Below are 21,878 nucleotides of genomic sequence, written 5' to 3' on the forward strand. Positions count from 1 at the left end.
CCATCCTACAAAAGCAGCTGACGCTTACCGCTGTTATCCATCGATGAGACCAATCCACGCTCTTCCATCTGGTCAAGCAGACGCGCTGCGCGATTGTATCCGATGCTAAACTTGCGCTGCACTGACGAGATGGATGGCTTTCTAGTCTCCACCACAAAAGCTGCCGCCGCTTCGTACAGCTCATCGCCATCGATGCCGCTGCCCATATCGCCACTGCCTTCGCCCTCAAATGAATAGCTGTCAGATAGGTCAATATAGTCAGGCTTACCACGCTCACGCCAAGCATCACAGACTCGATTGACCTCATCATCATCCACATAAGCGCCATGAACACGCTCAGGATGATTTTTACCCGGTCCAATGAACATCATATCGCCATGGCCCAGCATATCTTCGGCGCCGCCTTCTTCGATGATGGTGCGGCTATCGACTTTGGAGCTGACGCGCAGCGCGACACGAGACGGAATATTCGCCTTGATCAAGCCTGTCACCACATTTACCGTTGGGCGCTGTGTGGCAAGCAGCAGATGAATGCCAGCGGCACGCGCTTTTTGAGCTAGACGAACGATTGGCTCTTCGGCAGTTTTGCCAAGCTGCATGATCATATCAGCAAATTCATCCGCCACAATCACAATCGTTGGCAGTGGCTTGAGCTTGGGCGGCTTATCTTGGCTGACACTGTGATTAATATTCCATAAAGGATCATAAATCGGTTCGCCCTCAGCTTCGGCGGCTTCTACTTTTTTATTAAACTCGCTGATTTTACGCACTCTTAGCTTACTCATCAGCTGATAGCGCCGCTCCATTTCATTGACGCACCACGTCAGCGCCGCCACGGCATCTTTCATGTCGGTGATGACAGGGGTTAATAGATGCGGAATGTCGCCATAGTTGGCAAGCTCAAGCTGTTTTGGGTCAATGAGTACAAGCTTCAGCTCATCGGGCGTATATTTGAGCAGCATTGACAATAAAAATGAGTTCACCAACACCGATTTACCCGATCCTGTCGTGCCTGCCACAAGCATGTGAGGTGCTTTGGCTAAATCAGCAATCACAGGCTTACCGCTGATATCTTTACCGACGGCAATGGCGATTTGATTGTTTGGGCTTTTATAATCTTCAGTGTCCAATAGCTCAATCAGATGCACCATCTCACGCTTTTGATTAGGCACCTCGATACCAATATAGGGCTTGCCTGGAATCACCTCAACCACACGCAAAGATGCTTTGGACATCGAGCGTGCCAAATCTTGAGATACGCGCGTGACTCGGCTTGCCTTGACCCCTGGCGCAAGCTCAACCTCAAAGCGTGTCACCACAGGACCCACCATCGCCGAAATCACTTGGGCTTGAATATTAAATTCTTGAAGCTTAATCTCCAAAAGCTCTGAGGCTTGCTGAAGTTCATCCTCACTAACCTTGGGCTTGTTGGATAAATTGGGCTTGTCCAATAAATCCAGCTCAGGAATCGGCGTCAAGCTCAAACGATAGCTTAATGTATCCATCGCGCGCGACTGCACAGGCGCTGGTGGTTGTTTTGATTTGGGCGCTTGATCAGTCTGCTCTTGGGAAGGCTGCTCATCTTCCAAGATATTGGGCTTAGGTGTGGCGTCCTTGATCGCTTCTAGTTTTTCGCTCCGATCTTCATCAGCAGCCGGGGCGACTTTTTGAATCGTTTTAAAGCGCTCCACTGTCGATGGGCTCTTCTGTGCCTGATCGGACGGCTGACTTGGCTCATCCAAAACCTTGGTATCATCCGACTGATGATTGTATGCCATTGGGTCAGTTTTGGCTGCTTGTGCAGTTTCTTGGCGCATTTTTTCTGCCTGTGCTTCGGCAGCTTGTTTATGGGCTTCATTCTCACGCTCAGCGATCAGCTCATCGCGCAGTCCAGAATGGCGCAAAAAGCTCTCAAGGGCGCCGTCATGATTATGCGGCGTGCTCACCACGGCTGGCGCTGCAGGGCTTGTCTCCTCATCCAACATGGCGCCGTCTGCATGCTTTGGCTTAGGCTCTGATTCTGCTATAGAGGTATGTTTATCGCCGCCAATCCACTGAAACGCCAGACCCATCAGATGGCGCCAACGAATCTCAAAGCTTAGCAAAGATATGATGACAATCATACCAACCAAAAGTAGAGCTGTCACCGTCTCACCAAAGATGGCAGCAAGACTTTTTTGAAGCTCAAATCCTATCGCCCCACCCATCCGCGTAGCAAGTAAAGCATCCGTAATCTCGCCGATATAAGCAAGCAAGGCACTGACAAACAATACCAACAGCCCATAAGCAAATAATCTTAGTACCCAAAATAGCTTAACATGCGTCCACCACAGCCGCACCAACTCATACGCCAGCACAAGCACAGCCACCCACGCCCCAAAACCAAATAAGGTATGCAAAATGTCCGCCACCCACGCACCAAGCGGTCCACCGACATTATTAATGGTCGAATGACTGCCAACATGCGACCATGCCGAATCCGCTGGATCATAAGACAAGAGCGATAAAAATAAAAATACCAACAATACAATACCAAAGATACTAAAAATCAGTTGCTTGATGGTTGGCAGTTTACCCATGAGACGGGTAATGGTCGGATTTTGAAATAGATTACTCATGATGACTCGTCGGCAGGCGATGGGCGTCTTATATTTGACATAACTGTCTATTATAGCGAATTTGATTCAATTAGCCAAACATTTGCAGCTTGTCAAATAAAGCCACGCCTTATTTGACAAGCTTAGGCGGCTGATCGACACACAATAGGCTTACTCTTCAGCCATCCTTAAGATGAGCGGACAAGCCCATCGATCATTTAGGGCTTAGGCAACAGACCCATCTCGGTCAAGATTTCATTTGCCGCACGATAAGCCTCTTGGGTGGCAGGCGCGCCACAATAAGGCAAGCTGTGTAGCAGCACTTCTTGGATTTCTTCAAGGCTTGCGCCATTATTCACCGCTCCGCGAATGTGACCTTTGAGCTCGGTTGGGCTTTTTTGAGCAATCAAAAACGCCATCGTCACCAAAGAACGTGTTTTTTTATCAATGCCGCCGCGTTGCCAAGTCGAGCCCCACGCGTGCTCATTGATCCAATCTTGCAAAGACTCATTAAAAGGCGTCACCTGCCCCATCGAACGCTCAACGTGCGCCTCGCCCATCACTTGCTTGCGCACTGCCACGCCATTTTGGTAAGTGCTGTTTTTATCGTTGATACTACTCATGTCATTTCCTTATTGATTAAAATGAATATCAAATATCTTAAGGGCGTATTTCCCCATGCCCAAAGACCACCCATTTTTCGCTCGTCAAGCCGTGTAAGCCCACTGGACCACGCGCATGGATTTTATCGGTAGAAATGCCAATTTCTGCACCCAAACCGTACTCAAAGCCATCTGCAAAGCGGCTTGAGGCATTGACCATGACACTGGAGGAATCGACTTGGCGGATAAATGTATTGGCAGCGCGGTAATTTTCGGTGATGATCACATCCGTATGGTGGCTGCCGTAGTGATTGATGTGAGCAATCGCCGCCGATAAATCATCAACCACTTTCACTGCCAATATCGGCGCCAGATATTCGGTGTACCAATCTTCTTGTGTGGCTTGAACCAAATTAAGCTGGGCATCTTTTAACAGCGCAAGCGATCGCTCGCACACTCGAAATTCCATGGCGTCATTGACAGCGTGCATGGCAGACAAAATCTTGGGCAGCGCTTGATCGGCGATTTTTTCATGCACCAGCAGCGTCTCCATGACATTACAAGGCGCATACCGAGATGTCTTGGCGTTCACGGATACCTCGATCGCCATTTTTAGGTCAGCATCTTGATCAATGAACGTGTGGCAATTACCATCTAGGTGCTTAATCACAGGCACTGTCGCACCACGGCTGATCCGCTCAATCAGACCTTTGCCGCCGCGCGGGATGATGACATCGACCGTCTGTTTCATGGTAATCAGGCTATCGACTGCCGCGCGGTCTGTGGTGGTGAGCACCTGCACAATGTCAGTAGGCAGATTGACCTTTGCCAAGCCTTCATGAATACACGAGGCGATCGCTTGATTTGAGTGATAAGCTTCTGATCCGCCGCGCAGGATGATGGCATTGCCTGATTTGATGGCAAGACTTGCCGCCTCAAGCGTGACATTAGGACGAGATTCATAAATCATGCCAATCACACCAAGCGGCACACGCATCTTACCCAGCTGAATACCCGATGGGCGGTAGGTCAAATCGCTGATCTCCCCAATCGGATCAGGCAGCGTGATCACATCATCCAAAGAAGCGATCATGCCCTCAAAACGCGCATCGTTTAAGATCAGCCTATCCAATAAGGCAGCATCAAGCCCATTATTTTTTCCATTTTGGACATCGATGGCATTCGCAGCCAGCACGTGATCTTTTTGAGTGAGTAGCACTGATTTGATGGCGGTCAGTGCGTGATTTTTTGTTTTGGTATCAGCCGCCGCCAACACAGCAGACGCCTGCTTAGCTTTGGTGCCGACCGATTGCATATAAGCAGCAACATCAAACGATTGAGCAGTCATAACTTTCCCTAATAACAGTGACAACCATCAATTGTAAGCATAAAATTATCAAAATACCACCCCGAATGATTGCAAATCTCAATAAATACAGAAAAAATTGCGAAAAATATTTTGTCTTTATGGCTTTTTGGGGTAAAATTATAGTGCTAAATTTTGTTTTGATGAAATTGTATAGATATTTGCTGGCCTTTTGTGCTGATTTTCACCTGTTTTAGGATTTTTCATGACCGATTCACGCCCCATTGCCCTGGATTTACAAGACATTCATAAAAGCTATGGCTCACTTGAGGTGTTAAAAGGTGTGTCTTTGACTGCGCACGATGGCGATGTGATCAGTATTTTGGGCTCATCAGGCTCTGGCAAGTCCACTTTACTACGCTGCATCAATCTGCTTGAAAAGCCAACGTCTGGCAAAATCATCGTCGGTCAAGAAGAACTAAAACTGAAATCGCACAAAGGCGAATTGGTCGCTGCCGACAATAAACAGCTTGAAAAATTTCGCTCAAAAATCGGCTTTGTGTTCCAAAACTTCAATTTGTGGCCGCACAAAACCATTTTACAAAATATCATCGAAGGTCCCACCCAAGTGCTTGGCATCTCAAAAGCCGATGCCATCAAAGACGCCGAGCGCCTTTTGACTAAGGTCGGGCTTTTGGATAAAAAGGATGCCTATCCTGACAACTTGTCAGGCGGTCAGCGTCAGCGCGTGGCGATCGCTCGTTCGCTTGCGATGCATCCACAAGTGCTGCTGTTTGATGAGCCAACCTCTGCACTGGATCCTGAGCTGGTCAATGAAGTGCTGTCGGTGATGCGTGAGTTGGCTGCCGAAGGTCGTACCATGCTCATCGTCACGCATGAGATGCGCTTTGCTCGTGAAGTCTCAAGCAAAGTGGTGTTTTTACATCAAGGTCGCATTGAAGAAATTGGCACGCCTGAAGAAGTGTTTGACCACCCAAAATCAGCGCGCGTACGCGAATTTATGGCATCGCACCGCTAATTTTATTTTTGCCAAATTTTTATTAACCCAAGGAATTTATCATGATGAAACCATTTGCCACTTTGGCAGCTGTTGCCTGTGTTGCTTTGGTTGGTTGCACCAAAGAAGAAGCCAACACCCAAACAGCGGCGCCTGCCGAACAAGCCCAAAAAAGCATTGTTATCGCAACTGAAGCTGCCTATCCTCCCTTTAATGATACCGATGCCAGTGGCAAGATTGTCGGTTTTGATGTGGATGTGATGAATGCCTTGTGTGCCGAGATGAATGCTGACTGTCAAATCATCGCTCAAGATTGGGACGGCTTGATCCCAAGCTTATTGGCAGGCAAATATGACGCCATCATCGCAGGCATGTCTATCACTCCTGAGCGTCAGGCGCAGGTGGATTTTTCGGATTCTTACTTTTCTAATACCATCGTTTGGCTTGCCAAAGATGACGGCAGTTTTGATCCAAATGACATCACCAACAAAACCCTTGCCAGTCAGCGTGGTACCACTGGCGCTGCCTACATCACCGAAAAATATGATGGCAAAGACGGCAACCGTGTTCAGCTACATGACACCTACACCAACTCTTATTTGGATATGAAAGCAGGACGCAATCATGCGGTCATGGCTGAAAAAGTCTCGGCTGCCGACTGGCTTAAGCAAGAAGGTAATGGTGAGTTTGGCTTAATCGGCGAAGAGATTGACAATAACGATCACTTGGGTATCGCCGTACGCAAAGGCGATAGCCTAAAAGCTGAATTTGATGCAGCTTTAGCCAAAATCAAAGAAAGCGGTAAATTGGCAGAAATTGAAAAAGCGCACTTTCAATAAGCTGATTTTTAGGTTTGGCGCATCTGCCTTTGGGTGCGCTGATTATCCATTCTTGCATATTAAGCGTATTAAGGGGTTATTATGAAAACACTGTTAAAATTTACCGCAGCCACACTTTGTGTTTCTTTACTTGCCGCATGTAGCAACGACCAGCCTGCGGCTAATACCGAAACTGCCGCCAATCCCAACAGCTCAACCGCCCAAAGAGAGCTCATCATCGCGACCGAATCTAGCTTTAAGCCATTTAGCTATCTGGACAATCAAGGTCAACTGGTGGGCTTTGAGATTGATTTGGCAAATGCGCTGTGCGAGCAGATGCAAGCCGACTGTCAAATCGTCAGCCAAGACTGGGACAGCCTGATTCCAAGTTTAAATGCCAATAAATCTGACGCCATCATGGCAGGCATGTCGATCACCGAAGAGCGCCTAAATGCAGTGGACTTTAGCGAGCCTTATTTTGATAATACGCTTGTGCTGATTGGCAAAAAAGGCAATGCCGCTACCATCGATGACATCGCAGGTAAAACTGTTGCAACACAGCAAGCAACCGTTTCGGCTGAATATCTTCAAAAAAATTATCCAGACGCCATCATCAAAACTTATGATAAACAAGACAATGCCTATCTTGATTTGACTGCTGGTCGTGCTGAATTCATGCTGTCTGATGTCGTGCCTGCTGCTGACTGGCTGACCACTGATGCTGGTTCTGAATTTGAAATCAAAGGCGCGCCCATTGACATCGGCGATAAAGTTGGGATCGCTGTGCGTAAAGGTAATCCTTTAAAAGCAGACTTTGACGCTGCGCTTGCCAGCCTAAAAACCAACGGCAAATATGATGAAATTGTTGCCAAATACTTTGACAGCCAAGCGGTAGGTCAATAAGTTTGGCTAATGGCGCTGTCGCTTTGAGGTAATTCAAAGCGGCACCATCGAGAATTTTAGTAACACCAAATCAAGGAGTAGATTGTGAAATTTAAAACATTTGGACTGATGGTAGCCATTGTTGGCGCATTTAGTATCTCAGCTTGTAGCGGTCAAAATGAACAAAGCGCAGCGGGCAGTGGTGACACCCTGCGTATTGCCACCGAAGGCGCTTATGCACCGTTTAACTACACCAATCCAGACGGTAGTTTGGGCGGTTTTGATGTGGATATTGCTAATGCTTTATGCGAAAAAATGCAAACCAAATGTGAGATCATCGCTCAAGATTGGGACGGCATCATACCATCTCTAAAAACAGGTAAGTTTGATGCCATCGTTGCGGCAATGTCAGTGACCCCTGAGCGCAGCGAGCAAGTGGATTTTAGTGAGCCTTACTATATCAACTCTTTGGTATTTTTGGCAAAAAAAGGCTCAGATTTTGATCCAACCAGTGCGGACGCCATCAATGCCGCCAAGATCGTCGCTCAGCGTTCAACCATCTCAAGTCAGTGGTTGACTCAAGCCTATCCAGACAGCAAGCCGCAACTGTATGATACGCTGGACAATGCTTTTATTGACTTGGGTAATGAGCGTGCTGATGCGATGATTTCTGATAAGCTGCCAGCACTGACTTGGCTTAGCTCAGATTTGGGTCAAAATTTTGAGATCAAAGGTGAGGATATCGATATCGACGACAAAATCTCAATCGCTGTCGATAAAGGTAACACCGCATTATTACAAAAGTTCAATGAAGCTTTAGCCGCAATCAAGGCTGATGGCACCTACAAACAAATTGTCATTGAGCATTTTGGCGAAGCAGGTATGCCAAACAACATTGAATAAGGCTTCTAAGAAGTCATAAAAACTCTGCGCTTTCGGCGGTAAAACCCATCGCCGAAAGTTGCTTTTTGTATGGCAATTTGATTTTTGCTAAACCATCCTTCCTTTGATGATTGGCTGAGCGGTTTACCCAAAACCAATCAATCTCAGCGATCAACTGATGGTATTTTTTAATTTAAGGTACTGGCGTGTTTGACTTACAAGGCTACGGCCCCATTTTATTGCAAGGTACAATTTTGACCATAAAACTTGGGCTTGCCAGTTTGGTGTTTGGTCTGTTATTTGGTTTGCTTGGTGCGCTTGCCAAACTTTCTGGCGTTTGGATATTACAAAAAATTGCCAATGCTTATACGACGATTGTCCGCGGTATTCCTGAGCTTTTGATGGTGTTTTTCATCTTCTTTGGCGGTAGTGTCATTTTGGCCGCCATCGCAAGACAAATGGGCTACACAGGGCGCATTGATGTGAGTCAATTTTGGGCAGGGGTTGCCGCCCTATCCATCATGTTTGGTGCTTATGCGACCGAAGTTTTTCGCATGGCGATTCAGGACATCCCCAAAGGGCAATGGGAGTCCGCTCAAAGCATCGGCATGACGCCAGTACAGACTTTGATGCGCATTATCCTGCCCCAGATGTGGATGGTGGCATTGCCTGGTCTTGGTAACTTAACTTTGGTACTTCTTAAAGACACCGCCTTGGTTTCGTTAATTGGTTTACAAGACTTGATGTATTTTTCACAGCGTGCCGCGCAATCCACCCAAAAACCTTTTACCTTCTATTTGGCTGCTGCTTTCATCTATTTGGCTTTGACGTCAGTGATTACGCTTTTTACCATGTGGTGTGAATCTCGCGCCAACCCTGCTGCACGGTATGCTAAGCTACTTCACAAACACTCAGGGGGTCGATCATGAACTGGAATTGGCAAGCAATTATTAAATATTTTCCAGATTTGCTCGCTGCATCGGTCACCACCATTGAGCTTGTGGTGCTGTCTTGCGCTTTGGGTCTTGTGTTTGGTGTCATTCTTGGTCTGTGGCGACTTTCTCCAGTATTGTGGCTTCGCGCTATTCCGGCAGCTTACATTTTTTTCTTTCGCGGCACGCCTTTACTGGTTCAGATTTTCTTAATTTACTATGGCTTGGGGCAATTTAGCGCCCTAAAAGAGTCTTTTCTTTGGGAGCCTGTTTTTAGCCAAGCCTACTGGTGCGCCATCATCGCCTTTACCTTAAACACTTCAGCCTATATCGGGGAAATCGTTCGCGGTGCAGTCATGGCCGTGCCTGCCGGAGAGCTGGAAGCTGCCGATGCCATTGGCATGTCGAGACTGCAAAAATTGCGCCGCGTCACTCTGCCGCGTGCCTTTGGTATCATGATACCTGCCTATAGCAATGAAGTGATATTCATGCTCAAGGGGAGTGCTTTGGCAGCGTCCATTACAGTGGTTGAACTGACGCATAAGGCTCGAGACATCATTGCCGTCACTTATCTTAATTTGGAGATGTTTTTTGCCGCTGGTGTGATTTATTTGGTCATCAGTTGGGTATTTTTATTTATGTTCCGCCAATTTGAGCGCCATGTTAATCGCCATAAACGCTATATTCCGCCTGTGGTGAATCCAAATCCACCGATTTAGGAAGACTTATGACATTACATACCATTATTTTGGCTGCCGGAAAAGGCACCCGCATGAAATCTAGCCGACCCAAAGTTTTGCAAACCTTGGCAGGCAAGGCTTTGGTTCAGCATGTTTTAGATACCTGCACACAAATTCAAGCAGATGGCACGATTTTGATTTATGGCTTTGGCGGTGAGATGGTCAAAGAGTCACTGTCTGCCTATCCGATCACCTTTGCTGAACAAACGCAGCAGCTAGGCACAGGTCACGCGGTCAAGATGGCACTGCCCCATCTGCCAAAAGAAGGCAAGAGCCTTATCTTATACGGCGATGTACCCCTAACTCAAGCCGAAACCTTACAAAACCTTGTTCAAGCCAATACCAGCGGCATCTCGATGCTAACTTTGAATGTTGAGCATCCGTTTGGTTTGGGGCGGATTGTCCGAGATCAGGGCAAGGTCGTTGCCATCGTCGAAGAAAAAGACGCCGATGCCCAACAAAAGCTAATCACAGAAATTAACAGCGGTATCTATTGTGTGGACAATGCACTGCTACACAAGTACCTACCCATGCTCACTAATGACAATGCCCAAGGCGAATATTATTTGACAGATATTGTCAAATTGGCTGTTAATGATGGCATTGAGATTGCGACCATTGAGCCTGAGTTTGCCTTTGAGATTGAGGGCGTTAATGATCGCATTCAGCTTGCCAATCTTGAGCGAGCCTTTCAATCACACCAAGTTTATCAGCTACAATTGGCTGGCGTACAGTTCGCCGACCCAAGTCGAGTCGATATTCGTGGCACATTGACCTGCGATCAAGATGTTTTTATTGATATTAATACCGTATTTGTAGGCGACGTTCATTTGGGCGAAGGCGTGCGGATTGATGCAGGCAATGTCATTACCAACAGTCGCATTGGTAACCAAACGCACATCAAAGCCCACTGCGTCATTGATGACAGTCTAATTGGTCAGCATGTGGCTATTGGACCATTTGCCCATCTAAGACCAAAAACCGTACTGGCAGATGATGTCAAAATTGGTAATTTTGTCGAAACTAAGAAAACGACCGTCGGTGTAGGCAGTAAGATTAATCATCTCAGTTATGCTGGCGACAGTGTCATCGGACAGGATGTGAACGTTGGCGCTGGTGTGATTACATGTAATTATGATGGCGTCAATAAGTTTACCACGACAATTGGTGACCGCGCTTTCATTGGCAGTAATTCAAGCTTAGTCGCTCCTGTGACGATCGGCAGTGATGCAACGATCGGCGCAGGATCGGTCATCACCAAAGATGCCCAAGAAAATGCTTTGACCTTAGCCAGAGCGAAACAAGCCACCATCACAGGTTGGTCTCGCCCTACTAAAAAGACCAAATGATGACCACTGAATATTTGGTCCATGCCGCTTAACCAAAAATAAATGCCGCTAAGTTTAGCGGCATTTATAATGGCAAAAAGCTTATCTTTTTTCGCCAAGTTTTGCACTGATCTCACGCAGCAGTAGAATCTCCTCTGCTGGCTCTTCTGGCGCTGCTGGCTCTTCTGCCTTACGGCGTAATTTGTTCATCGCCTTGACCATCATAAAGATGATAAATGCCAAAATGATGAAGTTGATAACAACTGTAATAAAGCTGCCATAAGCCAGCATCGGTGCGCCCGCTTCTTTAAGCGCTTCATAAGTCATCGGCACGCCAGCTGGCGCATCACCCAACAAGATGAACATATTTTTAAAGTCGAACTCACCGCCCATGATGAATGCAATGATCGGCATGATCACATCTTCAACCAACGATGTGGTGATCTTACCAAAAGCCGCACCGATGATTACACCGACCGCCAAATCCATCACATTGCCTTTTAAGGCAAATTCTTTAAATTCTTGAACTAAACTCATGATATATACTCAAATATCAATTAAAATAAGCGCATCCGACCATCCAAACCCATACATCCGTTCTAAAATCGCATGCACACAGTAGACAATAAAGTCATCCACAACGGCGCTGAACTTCAACACCGCTGCCAAGGCTATCAATCTTTTTTACGACTAAAGCGCTTACGCTCATTTTCAGTCAAATAACGTTTACGAATGCGAATCGATTTGGGCGTCACTTCAACCAATTCATCATCTTCGATGAACTCAAGCGCCTGCTCAAGCGTATAATCCAGCGCCGGCGTCAAAATGATCGCATCGTCAGAGCCTGAAGCTCGAATATTGGTCAGCTGCTTGGCTTTGGTTGGGTTTACTACCATATCATCTGAGCGTGAATTGATGCCAATGATCATGCCTTCGTAAACTTCAAGCTGCGGCTTGGCAAATAAACGGCCGCGCTCTTGTAAGCTAAATAACGCATAAGCCAAGCAAGTGCCTGTGACCATCGATACCAGAACACCATTTTGGCGCTTAGCCACTGTACCTTCTTTGGCAGGACCATAGTGGCTAAAGCTAGAAGTCATGATACCTGTGCCTGACGTCATAGTCAAAAAGGCTGAACGAAAACCGATCAAGCCGCGAGAAGGAACGGTGGCTTCGATGCGAATACGGCCTTTACCATCAACTTCCATATTGGTCAGCTCGCCCTTACGGTTGCCCATCTCCTGCATGACCGCACCTTGATGCTGCTCCTCAACATCAAAAGTGACATTTTCGAATGGCTCGCACATGACACCATCAATTTCTTTCATGATCACTTGCGGGCGAGAAACGCCAAGCTCAAAGCCTTCGCGGCGCATATTTTCAATCAATACTGACAAATGCAGCTCACCACGACCTGAAACTTTAAATTTTTCTGGACTGTCCGTATCTTCGACGCGCAGCGCAACATTATGAATCAATTCACGATCAAGGCGCTCACGGATATTACGCGAAGTCACGAACTTGCCTTCTTTGCCGGCAAAAGGTGAATCATTGACCTGAAAAGTCATTGAGACCGTCGGCTCATCAACAGACAGTGCCGGTAGGGCTTCAACATGCTGAGGATCGCAGATCGTATCAGAGATGTTCAAAGCATCGATACCTGTAATACAGACAATATCTCCTGCTTGAGCAGATTCAACATCAACACGCTCAAGGCCATGATAGCCCATGATCTTTAAAATGCGGCCATTTCGCTTGTTACCATCTTTATCGATGATTGCAACCGGAGTATTTGTTTTGACAGACCCTCTTTGGATACGACCAACCCCAATCACCCCAACAAAGCTATTGTAGTCAAGGCTTGAGATCTGCATTTGAAATGGTCCCTCAACATCAACTTTAGGCGGCTCAACAATGTCCACGATCGTCTCAAACAATGGTGTCATGTCTTCGGCAAGATTATCCGGTTCAAGTCCTGCGATACCATTGATGCCTGATGCGTAGACAATGGGAAAATCCAGTTGCTCATCAGTTGCCTCAAGGCTGTCAAACAAATCAAATACTTGATCAATAACCCAATCTGCACGAGCCGCTGGTTTATCAATTTTATTAATGATAACAATCGGCTTAAGCCCACGAGCAAATGCTTTTTGGGTCACAAATCGCGTTTGTGGCATGGGACCTTCTTGAGAATCCACTAATAATAGTACGCAGTCAACCATCGACATGACGCGCTCAACCTCACCACCAAAATCGGCGTGCCCTGGGGTATCGACGATGTTGATACGATACTCGGTATTAGTGCGCTTATCTGTCCATCGGATGGCGGTATTTTTTGCTAGGATAGTGATCCCTCGTTCAGACTCAAGGGCATTTGAATCCATGACGCGTTCAATTTCACCAGAGCGCTCACCCAGCGCCCCTGATTGTTGTAGAAGTTTATCAACTAAGGTAGTTTTACCGTGGTCAACGTGAGCGATAATTGCGATATTACGCAAGTGCTTAATGTCGTTTGCCATATATACTCATATAAATTATGATCGTGCGATTTGCCCGATGTAATGAAAAGCCAATTGTTGGGCACAATAACCCAATTTTTAAAGCCAAGAAAACTGTTTATTATAACATAAGTTCAGATTGTATAATTAAAAAAGATTTAAACAACAAATACAAAAAGCCACCTGTAATGGGTGGCTTTTTGTTGTGCTGCTTACATACTACAAGCAACTCTCTAAATTATGGTTGAACAACCATATCTTTAGTTTGATCTACAGTAGTAGTTTTGCTACCAGTGATCACAGCTTCTACACGGCGGTTCATCGCTTTGCCTTCAGCAGTGGTGTTTGGAGCGATCGGACGATCGAAGCCATAACCTACAGCATTCAGACGATTTGGAGCGATACCAAACTCGTTAGATAGCATTGACTTCACAGCATTTGCACGAGCTTCAGATAGACGTTGGTTATAACGTGCATTTGAGCGTGCTGAGTCACGTGAAGCGTGACCTTCAATGGTTGCTGTTGCATTCGGGAACTCGCGCATTTGAGCAGCGACTTTAGCAACTTCTTCACGATATTGTGGCTTGATCGCTGATTTATCGTAATCGAAGAATACGCGAAGCTCTTGACGTAACTCTTCTACCAGGTTAACTTGAACTGGACAGCCACGTGCATCAACTACAGTGTTCATTGGAGTGCCTGGGCATGCGTCTAGATGATCAGGTACACCGTCTTGGTCTGAGTCAACGATAGTATCTTCAATAACCACAGTATCGACCACTGGAGCCACTGGCTCAGCCACTGGAGCTACTGGTACTGCAGGTGCCAAACGACCACCTAGAGTAACTTCTAGACCAGCCAAAGCTAGACCTTCCCACCATTTGTTGTCAAAGTTATGGATAGCACGAGCCTCACCACGGAATGCAAGGGCATCATTTACTAAGTAACGAGCGCCAAGACCTAAGTTACCGATAGTGTCTTTAGACTCAGACACTTCTTGACCTGCGCGAACAAGCTGACCTGCTTTAATATCTTGACCGTTAGCTGCCTCAGCAACATATGCTTCAGTTGCTTCTACTTTGATCTTAGATTGACCAGCACCGATCAAGACATATGGTTTGAACTTATTAGCTGGATTATAACCACTGAACTGCTCGGTACCGATCAAAAAGTTACCGCTGATGGTTTCTTGCTCTGCATCAAAACGATGTGCAGACTTGTCTGAAGACTGTGCATCACGGTTAGACACACCATACTCAACTTGGAACTGAGTTGATGGAGTCAATTCAATACCGATCGCCGCACCAGTCCATAGATCGCTGTCTAATGCAACACCACCATTTTGTGGGTTATTAGTATTGTTACCAGTATTTAGCTGTTTACCAGTGCGAAGGATTTCGCGCTGGTCATCATGAGCTTCGTCAGTGTAGTGATAGCCAAGTAGCAATGGGCTAACAGTTACGCCAGCTTGAGCAGCAACAGGCGCTGCAGCTGCAGCGATTACCGCAAGAGCGATTTTGTTAAATTTCATAAATTCCTCCAAGGAATGGTTGGTTTTTCAAGATTACCGCACCTATTTTAGCATAGCTATCCAACACCTGCCAATAATCTGTTACAAAATTATTCAGATTCTAGGCGACCAATGAGTCACGCTGCTAATAGGTATTTACTGTGGCTTGTAGGCTTAGCTTAATGGCAAATGAATTTATTTACAACCTTTTTTTGAATAAAAATACATAATATTACACAACCATCATCATTGTTTACGATTTTCTTTCTAAAGCGTTAATCATTTATCATTTTACCTTCCGTAAAGGCTGCCTTCATCGCCTTCACTGCGCTCTCAAGACCCATAAACACGGCATCGGCAATCAATGCATGACCAATATTTAGCTCATGGATGCCGTCAATTTGAGCAATGGCTGCAACATTATCACGCGTCAAGCCATGACCGGCATTAACCAATAGCGCAGAATTTGCTTGCGCGTAGGCAGCTGCTTGTTTGATCCGCTTAAGCTCATGGTCAATCTTGGCTTGATCATTTTTTAAAGTGGCATGGGCATAAGTGCCAGTATGCAGCTCGATGGCATCAGCACCCAAAGCAATTGCAGCATCAATTTGGTGTAAATCTGGATCTATGAATAAAGACACCCGAATGCCTGCCTGCTGAAGGCTGTGTATGAATGCTTGAAAATTTGGTAAATTGACAACATCAAGCCCGCCTTCGGTGGTGAGCTCTTGGCGTTTTTCAGGAACAAGGCACACCCACGCCGGACGCACTTTAAGTGCGATACCAAGCATCTCATCTGTCACCGCCATCTCAAGATTCATGCGAGTCTTGAGCCGCTGAGCCATTTCATACACATCGGCATCGCGGATATGCCGACGATCTTCGCGCAGGTGTAATGTAATCCCCGATGCGCCCGCCTGTTCACAAATGAGCGCTCCTTCAATAGGACAAGGATAATCCACGCCGCGCGCATTTCTTAATGTTGCAATGTGGTCAATATTAACGCCTAATAACGGTTCGTTCATCATATTCCTTAATAAATTTAATCGCTATTGCAAATATTGGATGCTTTGCTGCCACAAGGTACGGCTGTGCAAGGGCTGATAGCCCAACAAATCATCCAAAAGCTCCTTTTGGATTTGGCTAAATTGATTCAAAAAACGCAAAGCAAGTTCTGGATCATCTATCGCAGCACCCATCTGTAAAATCTGGGCACCTGTATAATGAGCACCACCGATCTTAATCTGGCGATCGGTTTGAGTCAGTGCAATGTGATCCAAAACAAAGCCCATTTGAGGGATATAGTAATAAATGGCATCAGCATTAATCGGTGTCCCATGCCCATCAACATAAAAATCCATCCCCACCCCAAGCTCTGAAAATAGCGCCCTTTCAAAGCTTCGTAAGTAAAGCTTCATGGCTTGCATCTCATCTGCCGGTGATAGTGTCAGCCGATCAAGCGCGTGAAGTTTGGCAGTATTGGCATGATACACTTGCCACAGCTCAGGGCAAGGACTTTCGATAGCAAGCAGCTTATAAAGCACTTCATTCATATATAAAAGCGCATACTGCACTCGCCCCGTGGTCAAGCCGTAACTTGCCTGATTCCAAGTGTCTTCACTTGACTGCGTTTTTAGCTGCTGTGCAAATTCACCTGAAAATCCCAAGCTGATTTGACTGAAACTTTTTAATGATTTTGCACCACTTGACATCAACCAAATCGGCGCAAATAAAGGCATACCACGCGCGCCAACACCATGCACCACCCCCTGCTCATGCGAAAAAAACTGATAAATCGCTCGCTTTTCTTGATAGGGGCGCTGATGAAGCAAATAACCATTAAGCGCAGTGGCACGCATATCCTTGTCTCAAAATGTTTGGCTTAATAGCCCAAACTGTTCAGCGCACGCTCATCATCACTCCAGCCACGCTTCACTTTTACCCACAGTGTGAGCATGATCTTGCGATCAAACAGTACTTCCATATCTTTACGAGCGTCAATACCCACCTGTTTGATGCGAGCGCCTTTATCTCCAATGACGATCGACTTTTGACCCGCTCTTTCTACAAAAATTGTGGCATCAATGAATGTGACCGCCTTACGCCATTTGCCTGTTTCTGGATCACGGTGCGCAGGCTCATCCTTAAAAGTATCAATCTGCACGGTCAAATCATAAGGCACTTCATCACCTGAAGCACGCATGATTTTTTCACGGATGATCTCCGATGCCAAAAAACGCTCCGAACGGTCAGTGATTTGCTCAGCATCAAAAATTGCAGGTCTGACCGGCAGATATTCACCAATGACAGACTGCAAGCGATCAAGATTATGGCGGCGGAGTGCAGAAACAGGGATAATATCTGCAAAGTCAAAACTTTCACTGAAGCTTTCGATCACGGGCAGTAGCTGGGCTTTATCTTTGATCGTGTCTGCCTTATTAATTACCAAAATAACGGGCAAATTGGTCGATGACAATTTCTCAAGCGTCAAAAGATCATCTTCTCGCCATTGAAGCCCATCGACCACGAACAGCACCACATCCACATCTGACAGCGCAGAGATTGCCGCTTTATTCATCCGCTCATTGATGGCGCGCACTTCTTTGCCGTGAATGCCCGGGGTGTCAACAAACACAATCTGCATGTTTTCATCGGTTAAAATGCCATGAATGCGATGACGGGTTGTCTGCGGCTTTCTAGAAGTAATGGACAGCTTTTGTCCAAGCAGATGGTTCATGAGCGTCGATTTGCCGACATTGGGACGCCCAACAATCGCGACAAAACCTGCCTTAAAAGACTCATTTTTCGGCGTTGATTGACCTTCAAAAAACGCCGAGATGGTGTCTTCATTGTTGTGAGTTTTAGTATCGTCAGGCATATTTTTCCTTATAGTTACTTTTCAATCAACCTGCTTAAAGCAAATTTAATTGTTAAGTGATAATTTATTTAATTGATTAATCATTCTTTCAGCGCATTTTTGTTCAGCAATGCGGCGGCTGGCGCCCGTTTCTGTGATCGGACTTATGCCTGCCACGGCGCAGCGACATTGCACCACAAAGACTTGATTGGGTGCACTGCCTAAGGTCTGGATAAGTTCATAGGTTGGTAATGGTAAGCGATTGCCCTGAAGTAGCTCTTGTAGGCGGGATTTGGCATCTTTGAGCACCTGCTCTTGACCCACTTCTGTAATCAGATCTTTATACCAATCCATCACCATGCGATTGACGACATCTTCACCATCGCTTTTTAAATTATCCAAATACACAGCAGCAATGAGTGCCTCGACTGCATCCGCCAAAATTGATGCCCGGTGGCGACCGCCGCCTTTACGCTCACCAACGCCCAAAATCAAGTGCCGCGACAGCTCAAGGCGATCAGCGATTTGAACGAGCGTTTCTTGGCGCACCAAAGTCGCCCGCATCCGCGTAAGTTTGCCTTCGTCATGCTCAGGATACTGTGTAAATAATGCTTTTGCAATAATCAAACTCAAAAGCGCATCCCCCAAAAACTCCAGTCGCTCATAGCTTTGTTTGGGATCATATGAGCGGTGGGTCAAGGCACGGCGTGGCAGCGAGCTATCTACAAACTGATATCCAAGCTTAGCGCAAAGCACGGGCAATCCTTGCTCAAAGTCGGTAAAGTATGGCAGCTGATCAGGCGTCTTAGCGGCTGATTTTGGTGCTTTGGTGATTTTTGAGGTTTTGTTATTCACAGTTAATTCCGGATAATTTAATCAATGGCACCATTACGCTCAAAACTTGGCAAGTTAAACCCTGGCTCTTTATGCATCCAAATATAAGTTGCCTTGCCCGACAGATTAGATTCTGGCACAAAGCCCCAAAAACGCCCATCATCGCTACGATCGCGATTATCACCCATCACAAAGTACTGCCCTTTGGGCACCTCAATCGACCAACGCTCGCCGCCAGAAGCAGCCAATTCTTTAGAATGCGCCATTAAAAATGGTGCCTGTGCTGACGAATTCATATCAGCCAGATATCTGACCGTATAAGTATGACTACCCAAATTTTCAGTTTGATAACGCGCCAAACGCTCTTCTTGACGTCCCCAATTTGCTCGGTCTACATCGCTGAGCAGTTGACCATGAATCATATTAGGCAGCATTTTATCCAATAACGCACTTGGTATTTGATAATTTACAGCTGCACTTCCTACTTTTTCACCATTAATCGACAACATCCCACGATCAAAACTCACGACATCGCCAGGCAAGCCGATCACGCGTTTGATAAAATAAATATTATCATTCACAGGATAACGAAAAACAGCGACATCGCCACGCTCAGGGCTGCCAGTATCCAAAATCTTGGTGTGTGTTATTGGCAAGCGCAGTCCATACGCCGATTTATTCACCGCAATAAAATCTCCGGTATATAATGTCGGCACCATAGAAGATGATGGGATATTAAACGGCTCAACAATAAATGCACGCACAATCACAATCGCCAATAAAACAGGCAAAAACTCATAAGCCCAGCGCACCACTTTTGTTTCGCTGGCAGGATTGCCTTGTAAGGTGGCAAGCTTCACACGGCTTGCGTGAAAATCCTGATAAGCTGCTTGCACATCGCTTGGGGCGTGAGCGTCAGGCGTATAACTTTGGGCATCGGCACGCATGCCGTGACTTGCCAAAGCCGACTCGAGCCTTTGCTTCTGCATTGAAAATTGAGTTTCGGCAAATTTGACTGCTTTAGCATGCTGCTTGACGGCAAGATGTTGTTTTAGGGCAAGCTTATCCACCAGCCAAATCACCAAAAACGCCAAAGTTATCGGTACGATAATTAAATTAATGTCAAAATTCACCAAATTCTCCTACGGCAACTGTGCCAAGCTTTATGCAGCGATACACGATCAAATACTTAACTGTCAACTTTCAAAACAGCCAAGAATGCTTCTTGTGGAATTTCGACACTGCCGACCTGCTTCATGCGTTTTTTACCTGCTTTTTGTTTTTCAAGCAATTTTTTCTTACGGCTGACATCACCGCCATAGCATTTCGCCAAAACATCCTTACGCATGGCTTTAACCGTACTTCTGGCAATGATTTGGCTGCCGATCGCTGCCTGAATCGCCACATCAAACATTTGACGAGGAATCAGCTCTTTCATTTTTTCGACCAACTGATTGCCGCGGCGGCGGGCGTGTTCTTGATGGCAAATCATCGCTAGCGCATCGACTTTCTCACCATTAATCAGCACATCAACACGCACCAATTTATCAGCTTCATAGCGCTCAAAGCCATAATCCAGCGACGCAAATCCGCGACTGGCAGATTTTAGCTTGTCAAAAAAGTCCATGACAACTTCGCCCATCGGAATATCAAAGATCACCTGCACTTGACGCGCCATGAACTTCATATCGACTTGGACGCCTCGACGCTCAATCGCCAAAGTGATCACATTACCCAAATACTCTTGAGGCACCAAAATATGGCAGCGAGCAATCGGCTCACGAAACTCAGCAATCACTCCTGTGTCAGGCAGTTTGGATGGGTTATCCACATAAATGATATCGCCATTTTTCTTGACAATTTCGTAAATCACCGAAGGCGCTGTGGTAATTAGGTCAAGATCATATTCGCGCTCAAGTCGCTCTTGGATGATCTCCATGTGCAACATGCCCAAAAATCCACAGCGAAAACCAAATCCCAGTGCCTCAGAAGTATCAGGCTCAAAAAATAGCGCCGCATCATTAATTTGAAGCTTTTGCAGGGCTTCACGGAATTTTTCAAAATCACTGGAATCAATCGGAAACATCCCTGCATAGACTTGAGGTGTGACTTTTTGAAACCCTGGAATATTTTCTACATCTGGCGTTTTGGCGTGCGTAATGGTATCACCCACAGGAGCGCCTTGGATGTCCTTAATCCCTGCAATCACAAAACCCACTTCGCCTGCGTACAGCACATCTGTTTCTAGGGATTTTGGGGTAAAAACCCCAACTGAGGTGACAATGTGTGTCTCACCAGTCGATTTAATGAAGATTTTATCCCCTTTGGCGACCTGACCTTCGCGGACGCGCACTAGTGATACTACACCCAAATAATTATCAAACCAAGAATCAATGATCAAAGCCTGAAGCGGCGCCTCGCGATCTCCTGTCGGCGCAGGGATGGTATTGCACAAAGTTGTTAACAATTCCTCGATGCCTACGCCCGTCTTAGCAGATACTCTTGGTGCTTCGACAGCCTCAATACCGATGATATCCTCGATCTCTTCAATGACGCGCTCAGGCTCAACCTGGGGCAGATCGATCTTATTTAAAACTGGCAATACTTCCAGCCCTTGCTCCACGGCGGTGTAGCAGTTGGCCACACTTTGAGCTTCAACTCCTTGAGCAGCATCGACCACAAGCAGCGCCCCTTCGCAAGCTGCCAATGATCGAGAGACTTCATAACTAAAATCTACGTGACCAGGCGTATCAATAAAATTAAGTTGATACGTTTCGCCGTTAGGATGATTGTAATACAAAGTCACCGACTGCGCTTTGATCGTAATTCCACGTTCGCGCTCGATATCCATGCTATCTAGCACCTGGGCTTGCATCTCACGATCTGACAGACCACCGCAAACTTGAATAAAGCGGTCAGCCAAAGTGCTCTTACCATGATCAATATGAGCAATGATAGAAAAATTACGAATATGAGAGATATCGGTTGGTTTTTTTGCAGTCATATAAAGCGCTTATCAAAAGAAAATAAAAATAAGATAACAGAATATTTTACCTTATCTGACAGTGTTTCGC

General features: G+C 46.2%; 19 protein-coding genes. 7 read left to right on the plus strand and 12 right to left on the minus strand.

Features of this window, described 5'->3' with window-relative positions; all coding sequences use genetic code 11:
• Positions 1-5 precede the first annotated feature (5 nt).
• The 3 genes from U0021_RS03795 to U0021_RS03805 form a co-directional block, all read right to left on the minus strand.
• Positions 6-2,618 carry a DNA translocase FtsK gene (locus U0021_RS03795; RefSeq protein ID WP_114800409.1) on the minus strand — a complete coding sequence of 871 codons (2,613 nt, stop codon included), beginning with the start codon at positions 2,616-2,618 and terminating at the stop codon, positions 6-8.
• 197 nt (positions 2,619-2,815) lie between these two features.
• Positions 2,816-3,220 carry a carboxymuconolactone decarboxylase family protein gene (locus U0021_RS03800; RefSeq protein WP_114800410.1) on the minus strand — a complete coding sequence of 135 codons (405 nt, stop codon included), beginning with the start codon at positions 3,218-3,220 and terminating at the stop codon, positions 2,816-2,818.
• 37 nt (positions 3,221-3,257) lie between these two features.
• Positions 3,258-4,547, minus strand: coding sequence for a glutamate-5-semialdehyde dehydrogenase (locus tag U0021_RS03805; protein WP_114800411.1), 1,290 nt, complete (start codon positions 4,545-4,547; stop codon positions 3,258-3,260).
• Between the two features lie 223 nt (positions 4,548-4,770).
• Between U0021_RS03805 and U0021_RS03810 the strand changes: the two genes are divergently transcribed.
• From U0021_RS03810 to glmU, 7 genes are all read left to right on the plus strand, one after another.
• Complete coding sequence (locus tag U0021_RS03810) at positions 4,771-5,544, plus strand: ABC transporter ATP-binding protein (protein ID WP_049236955.1); 774 nt, start codon at positions 4,771-4,773, stop codon at positions 5,542-5,544.
• 41 nt (positions 5,545-5,585) lie between these two features.
• Positions 5,586-6,362: a transporter substrate-binding domain-containing protein gene (locus U0021_RS03815; protein WP_114800412.1), complete on the plus strand. Its 777-nt coding sequence runs from the start codon at positions 5,586-5,588 to the stop codon at positions 6,360-6,362.
• Positions 6,363-6,443: 81 nt separating this feature from the next.
• The gene (locus U0021_RS03820; RefSeq protein ID WP_114800413.1) at positions 6,444-7,244 is read left to right on the plus strand and encodes a transporter substrate-binding domain-containing protein; all 801 of its coding nucleotides are present in this window, start codon (positions 6,444-6,446) and stop codon (positions 7,242-7,244) included.
• A gap of 84 nt (positions 7,245-7,328) precedes the next feature.
• Entirely contained in the window at positions 7,329-8,126 is a 798-nt protein-coding gene (locus U0021_RS03825; protein ID WP_114800414.1) for a transporter substrate-binding domain-containing protein, read from the plus strand.
• A 185-nt stretch (positions 8,127-8,311) separates the two neighbouring features.
• Positions 8,312-9,034, plus strand: coding sequence for an ABC transporter permease (locus tag U0021_RS03830; protein ID WP_114800415.1), 723 nt, complete (start codon positions 8,312-8,314; stop codon positions 9,032-9,034).
• Positions 9,031-9,756 (plus strand): ABC transporter permease, encoded by a 726-nt coding sequence (locus U0021_RS03835; protein ID WP_078256688.1) that lies wholly within the window; start codon positions 9,031-9,033, stop codon positions 9,754-9,756. The genes U0021_RS03830 and U0021_RS03835 overlap by 4 nt, the downstream gene beginning before the upstream one ends.
• 8 nt (positions 9,757-9,764) lie before the next feature.
• Positions 9,765-11,126: a bifunctional UDP-N-acetylglucosamine diphosphorylase/glucosamine-1-phosphate N-acetyltransferase GlmU gene (gene glmU, locus U0021_RS03840; RefSeq protein ID WP_114800416.1), complete on the plus strand. Its 1,362-nt coding sequence runs from the start codon at positions 9,765-9,767 to the stop codon at positions 11,124-11,126.
• A gap of 81 nt (positions 11,127-11,207) precedes the next feature.
• On the opposite strand, the gene mscL is transcribed toward glmU, so the two are convergent.
• The 9 genes from mscL to lepA form a co-directional block, all read right to left on the minus strand.
• On the minus strand, positions 11,208-11,642 hold the full coding sequence (gene mscL / locus U0021_RS03845; RefSeq protein ID WP_078256690.1) for a large conductance mechanosensitive channel protein MscL: 435 nt from the start codon (positions 11,640-11,642) through the stop codon (positions 11,208-11,210).
• A 137-nt stretch (positions 11,643-11,779) separates the two neighbouring features.
• Positions 11,780-13,624 carry a translational GTPase TypA gene (gene typA, locus U0021_RS03850; RefSeq protein ID WP_114800417.1) on the minus strand — a complete coding sequence of 615 codons (1,845 nt, stop codon included), beginning with the start codon at positions 13,622-13,624 and terminating at the stop codon, positions 11,780-11,782.
• Between the two features lie 217 nt (positions 13,625-13,841).
• The gene (locus U0021_RS03855) at positions 13,842-15,134 is read right to left on the minus strand and encodes an OmpA family protein (protein ID WP_114800418.1); all 1,293 of its coding nucleotides are present in this window, start codon (positions 15,132-15,134) and stop codon (positions 13,842-13,844) included.
• A gap of 254 nt (positions 15,135-15,388) precedes the next feature.
• Complete coding sequence (pdxJ, locus tag U0021_RS03860) at positions 15,389-16,138, minus strand: pyridoxine 5'-phosphate synthase (RefSeq protein ID WP_114800419.1); 750 nt, start codon at positions 16,136-16,138, stop codon at positions 15,389-15,391.
• A 24-nt stretch (positions 16,139-16,162) separates the two neighbouring features.
• Positions 16,163-16,972 (minus strand): DNA repair protein RecO, encoded by an 810-nt coding sequence (recO, locus tag U0021_RS03865; RefSeq protein WP_114800420.1) that lies wholly within the window; start codon positions 16,970-16,972, stop codon positions 16,163-16,165.
• Positions 16,973-16,995: 23 nt separating this feature from the next.
• Positions 16,996-17,991, minus strand: a complete 996-nt coding sequence (gene era, locus U0021_RS03870) for a GTPase Era (RefSeq protein WP_114800421.1) — start codon at positions 17,989-17,991, stop codon at positions 16,996-16,998.
• A 45-nt stretch (positions 17,992-18,036) separates the two neighbouring features.
• Positions 18,037-18,825 (minus strand): ribonuclease III, encoded by a 789-nt coding sequence (rnc, locus tag U0021_RS03875; protein ID WP_049236928.1) that lies wholly within the window; start codon positions 18,823-18,825, stop codon positions 18,037-18,039.
• A 17-nt stretch (positions 18,826-18,842) separates the two neighbouring features.
• The gene (gene lepB / locus U0021_RS03880) at positions 18,843-19,937 is read right to left on the minus strand and encodes a signal peptidase I (protein WP_114800422.1); all 1,095 of its coding nucleotides are present in this window, start codon (positions 19,935-19,937) and stop codon (positions 18,843-18,845) included.
• A 56-nt stretch (positions 19,938-19,993) separates the two neighbouring features.
• The gene (gene lepA / locus U0021_RS03885) at positions 19,994-21,808 is read right to left on the minus strand and encodes a translation elongation factor 4 (RefSeq protein WP_049236924.1); all 1,815 of its coding nucleotides are present in this window, start codon (positions 21,806-21,808) and stop codon (positions 19,994-19,996) included.
• Positions 21,809-21,878: the final 70 nt, after the last annotated feature.

It is taken from the genome of Moraxella canis (assembly GCF_034424565.1).
Classification (GTDB): domain Bacteria; phylum Pseudomonadota; class Gammaproteobacteria; order Pseudomonadales; family Moraxellaceae; genus Moraxella; species Moraxella canis.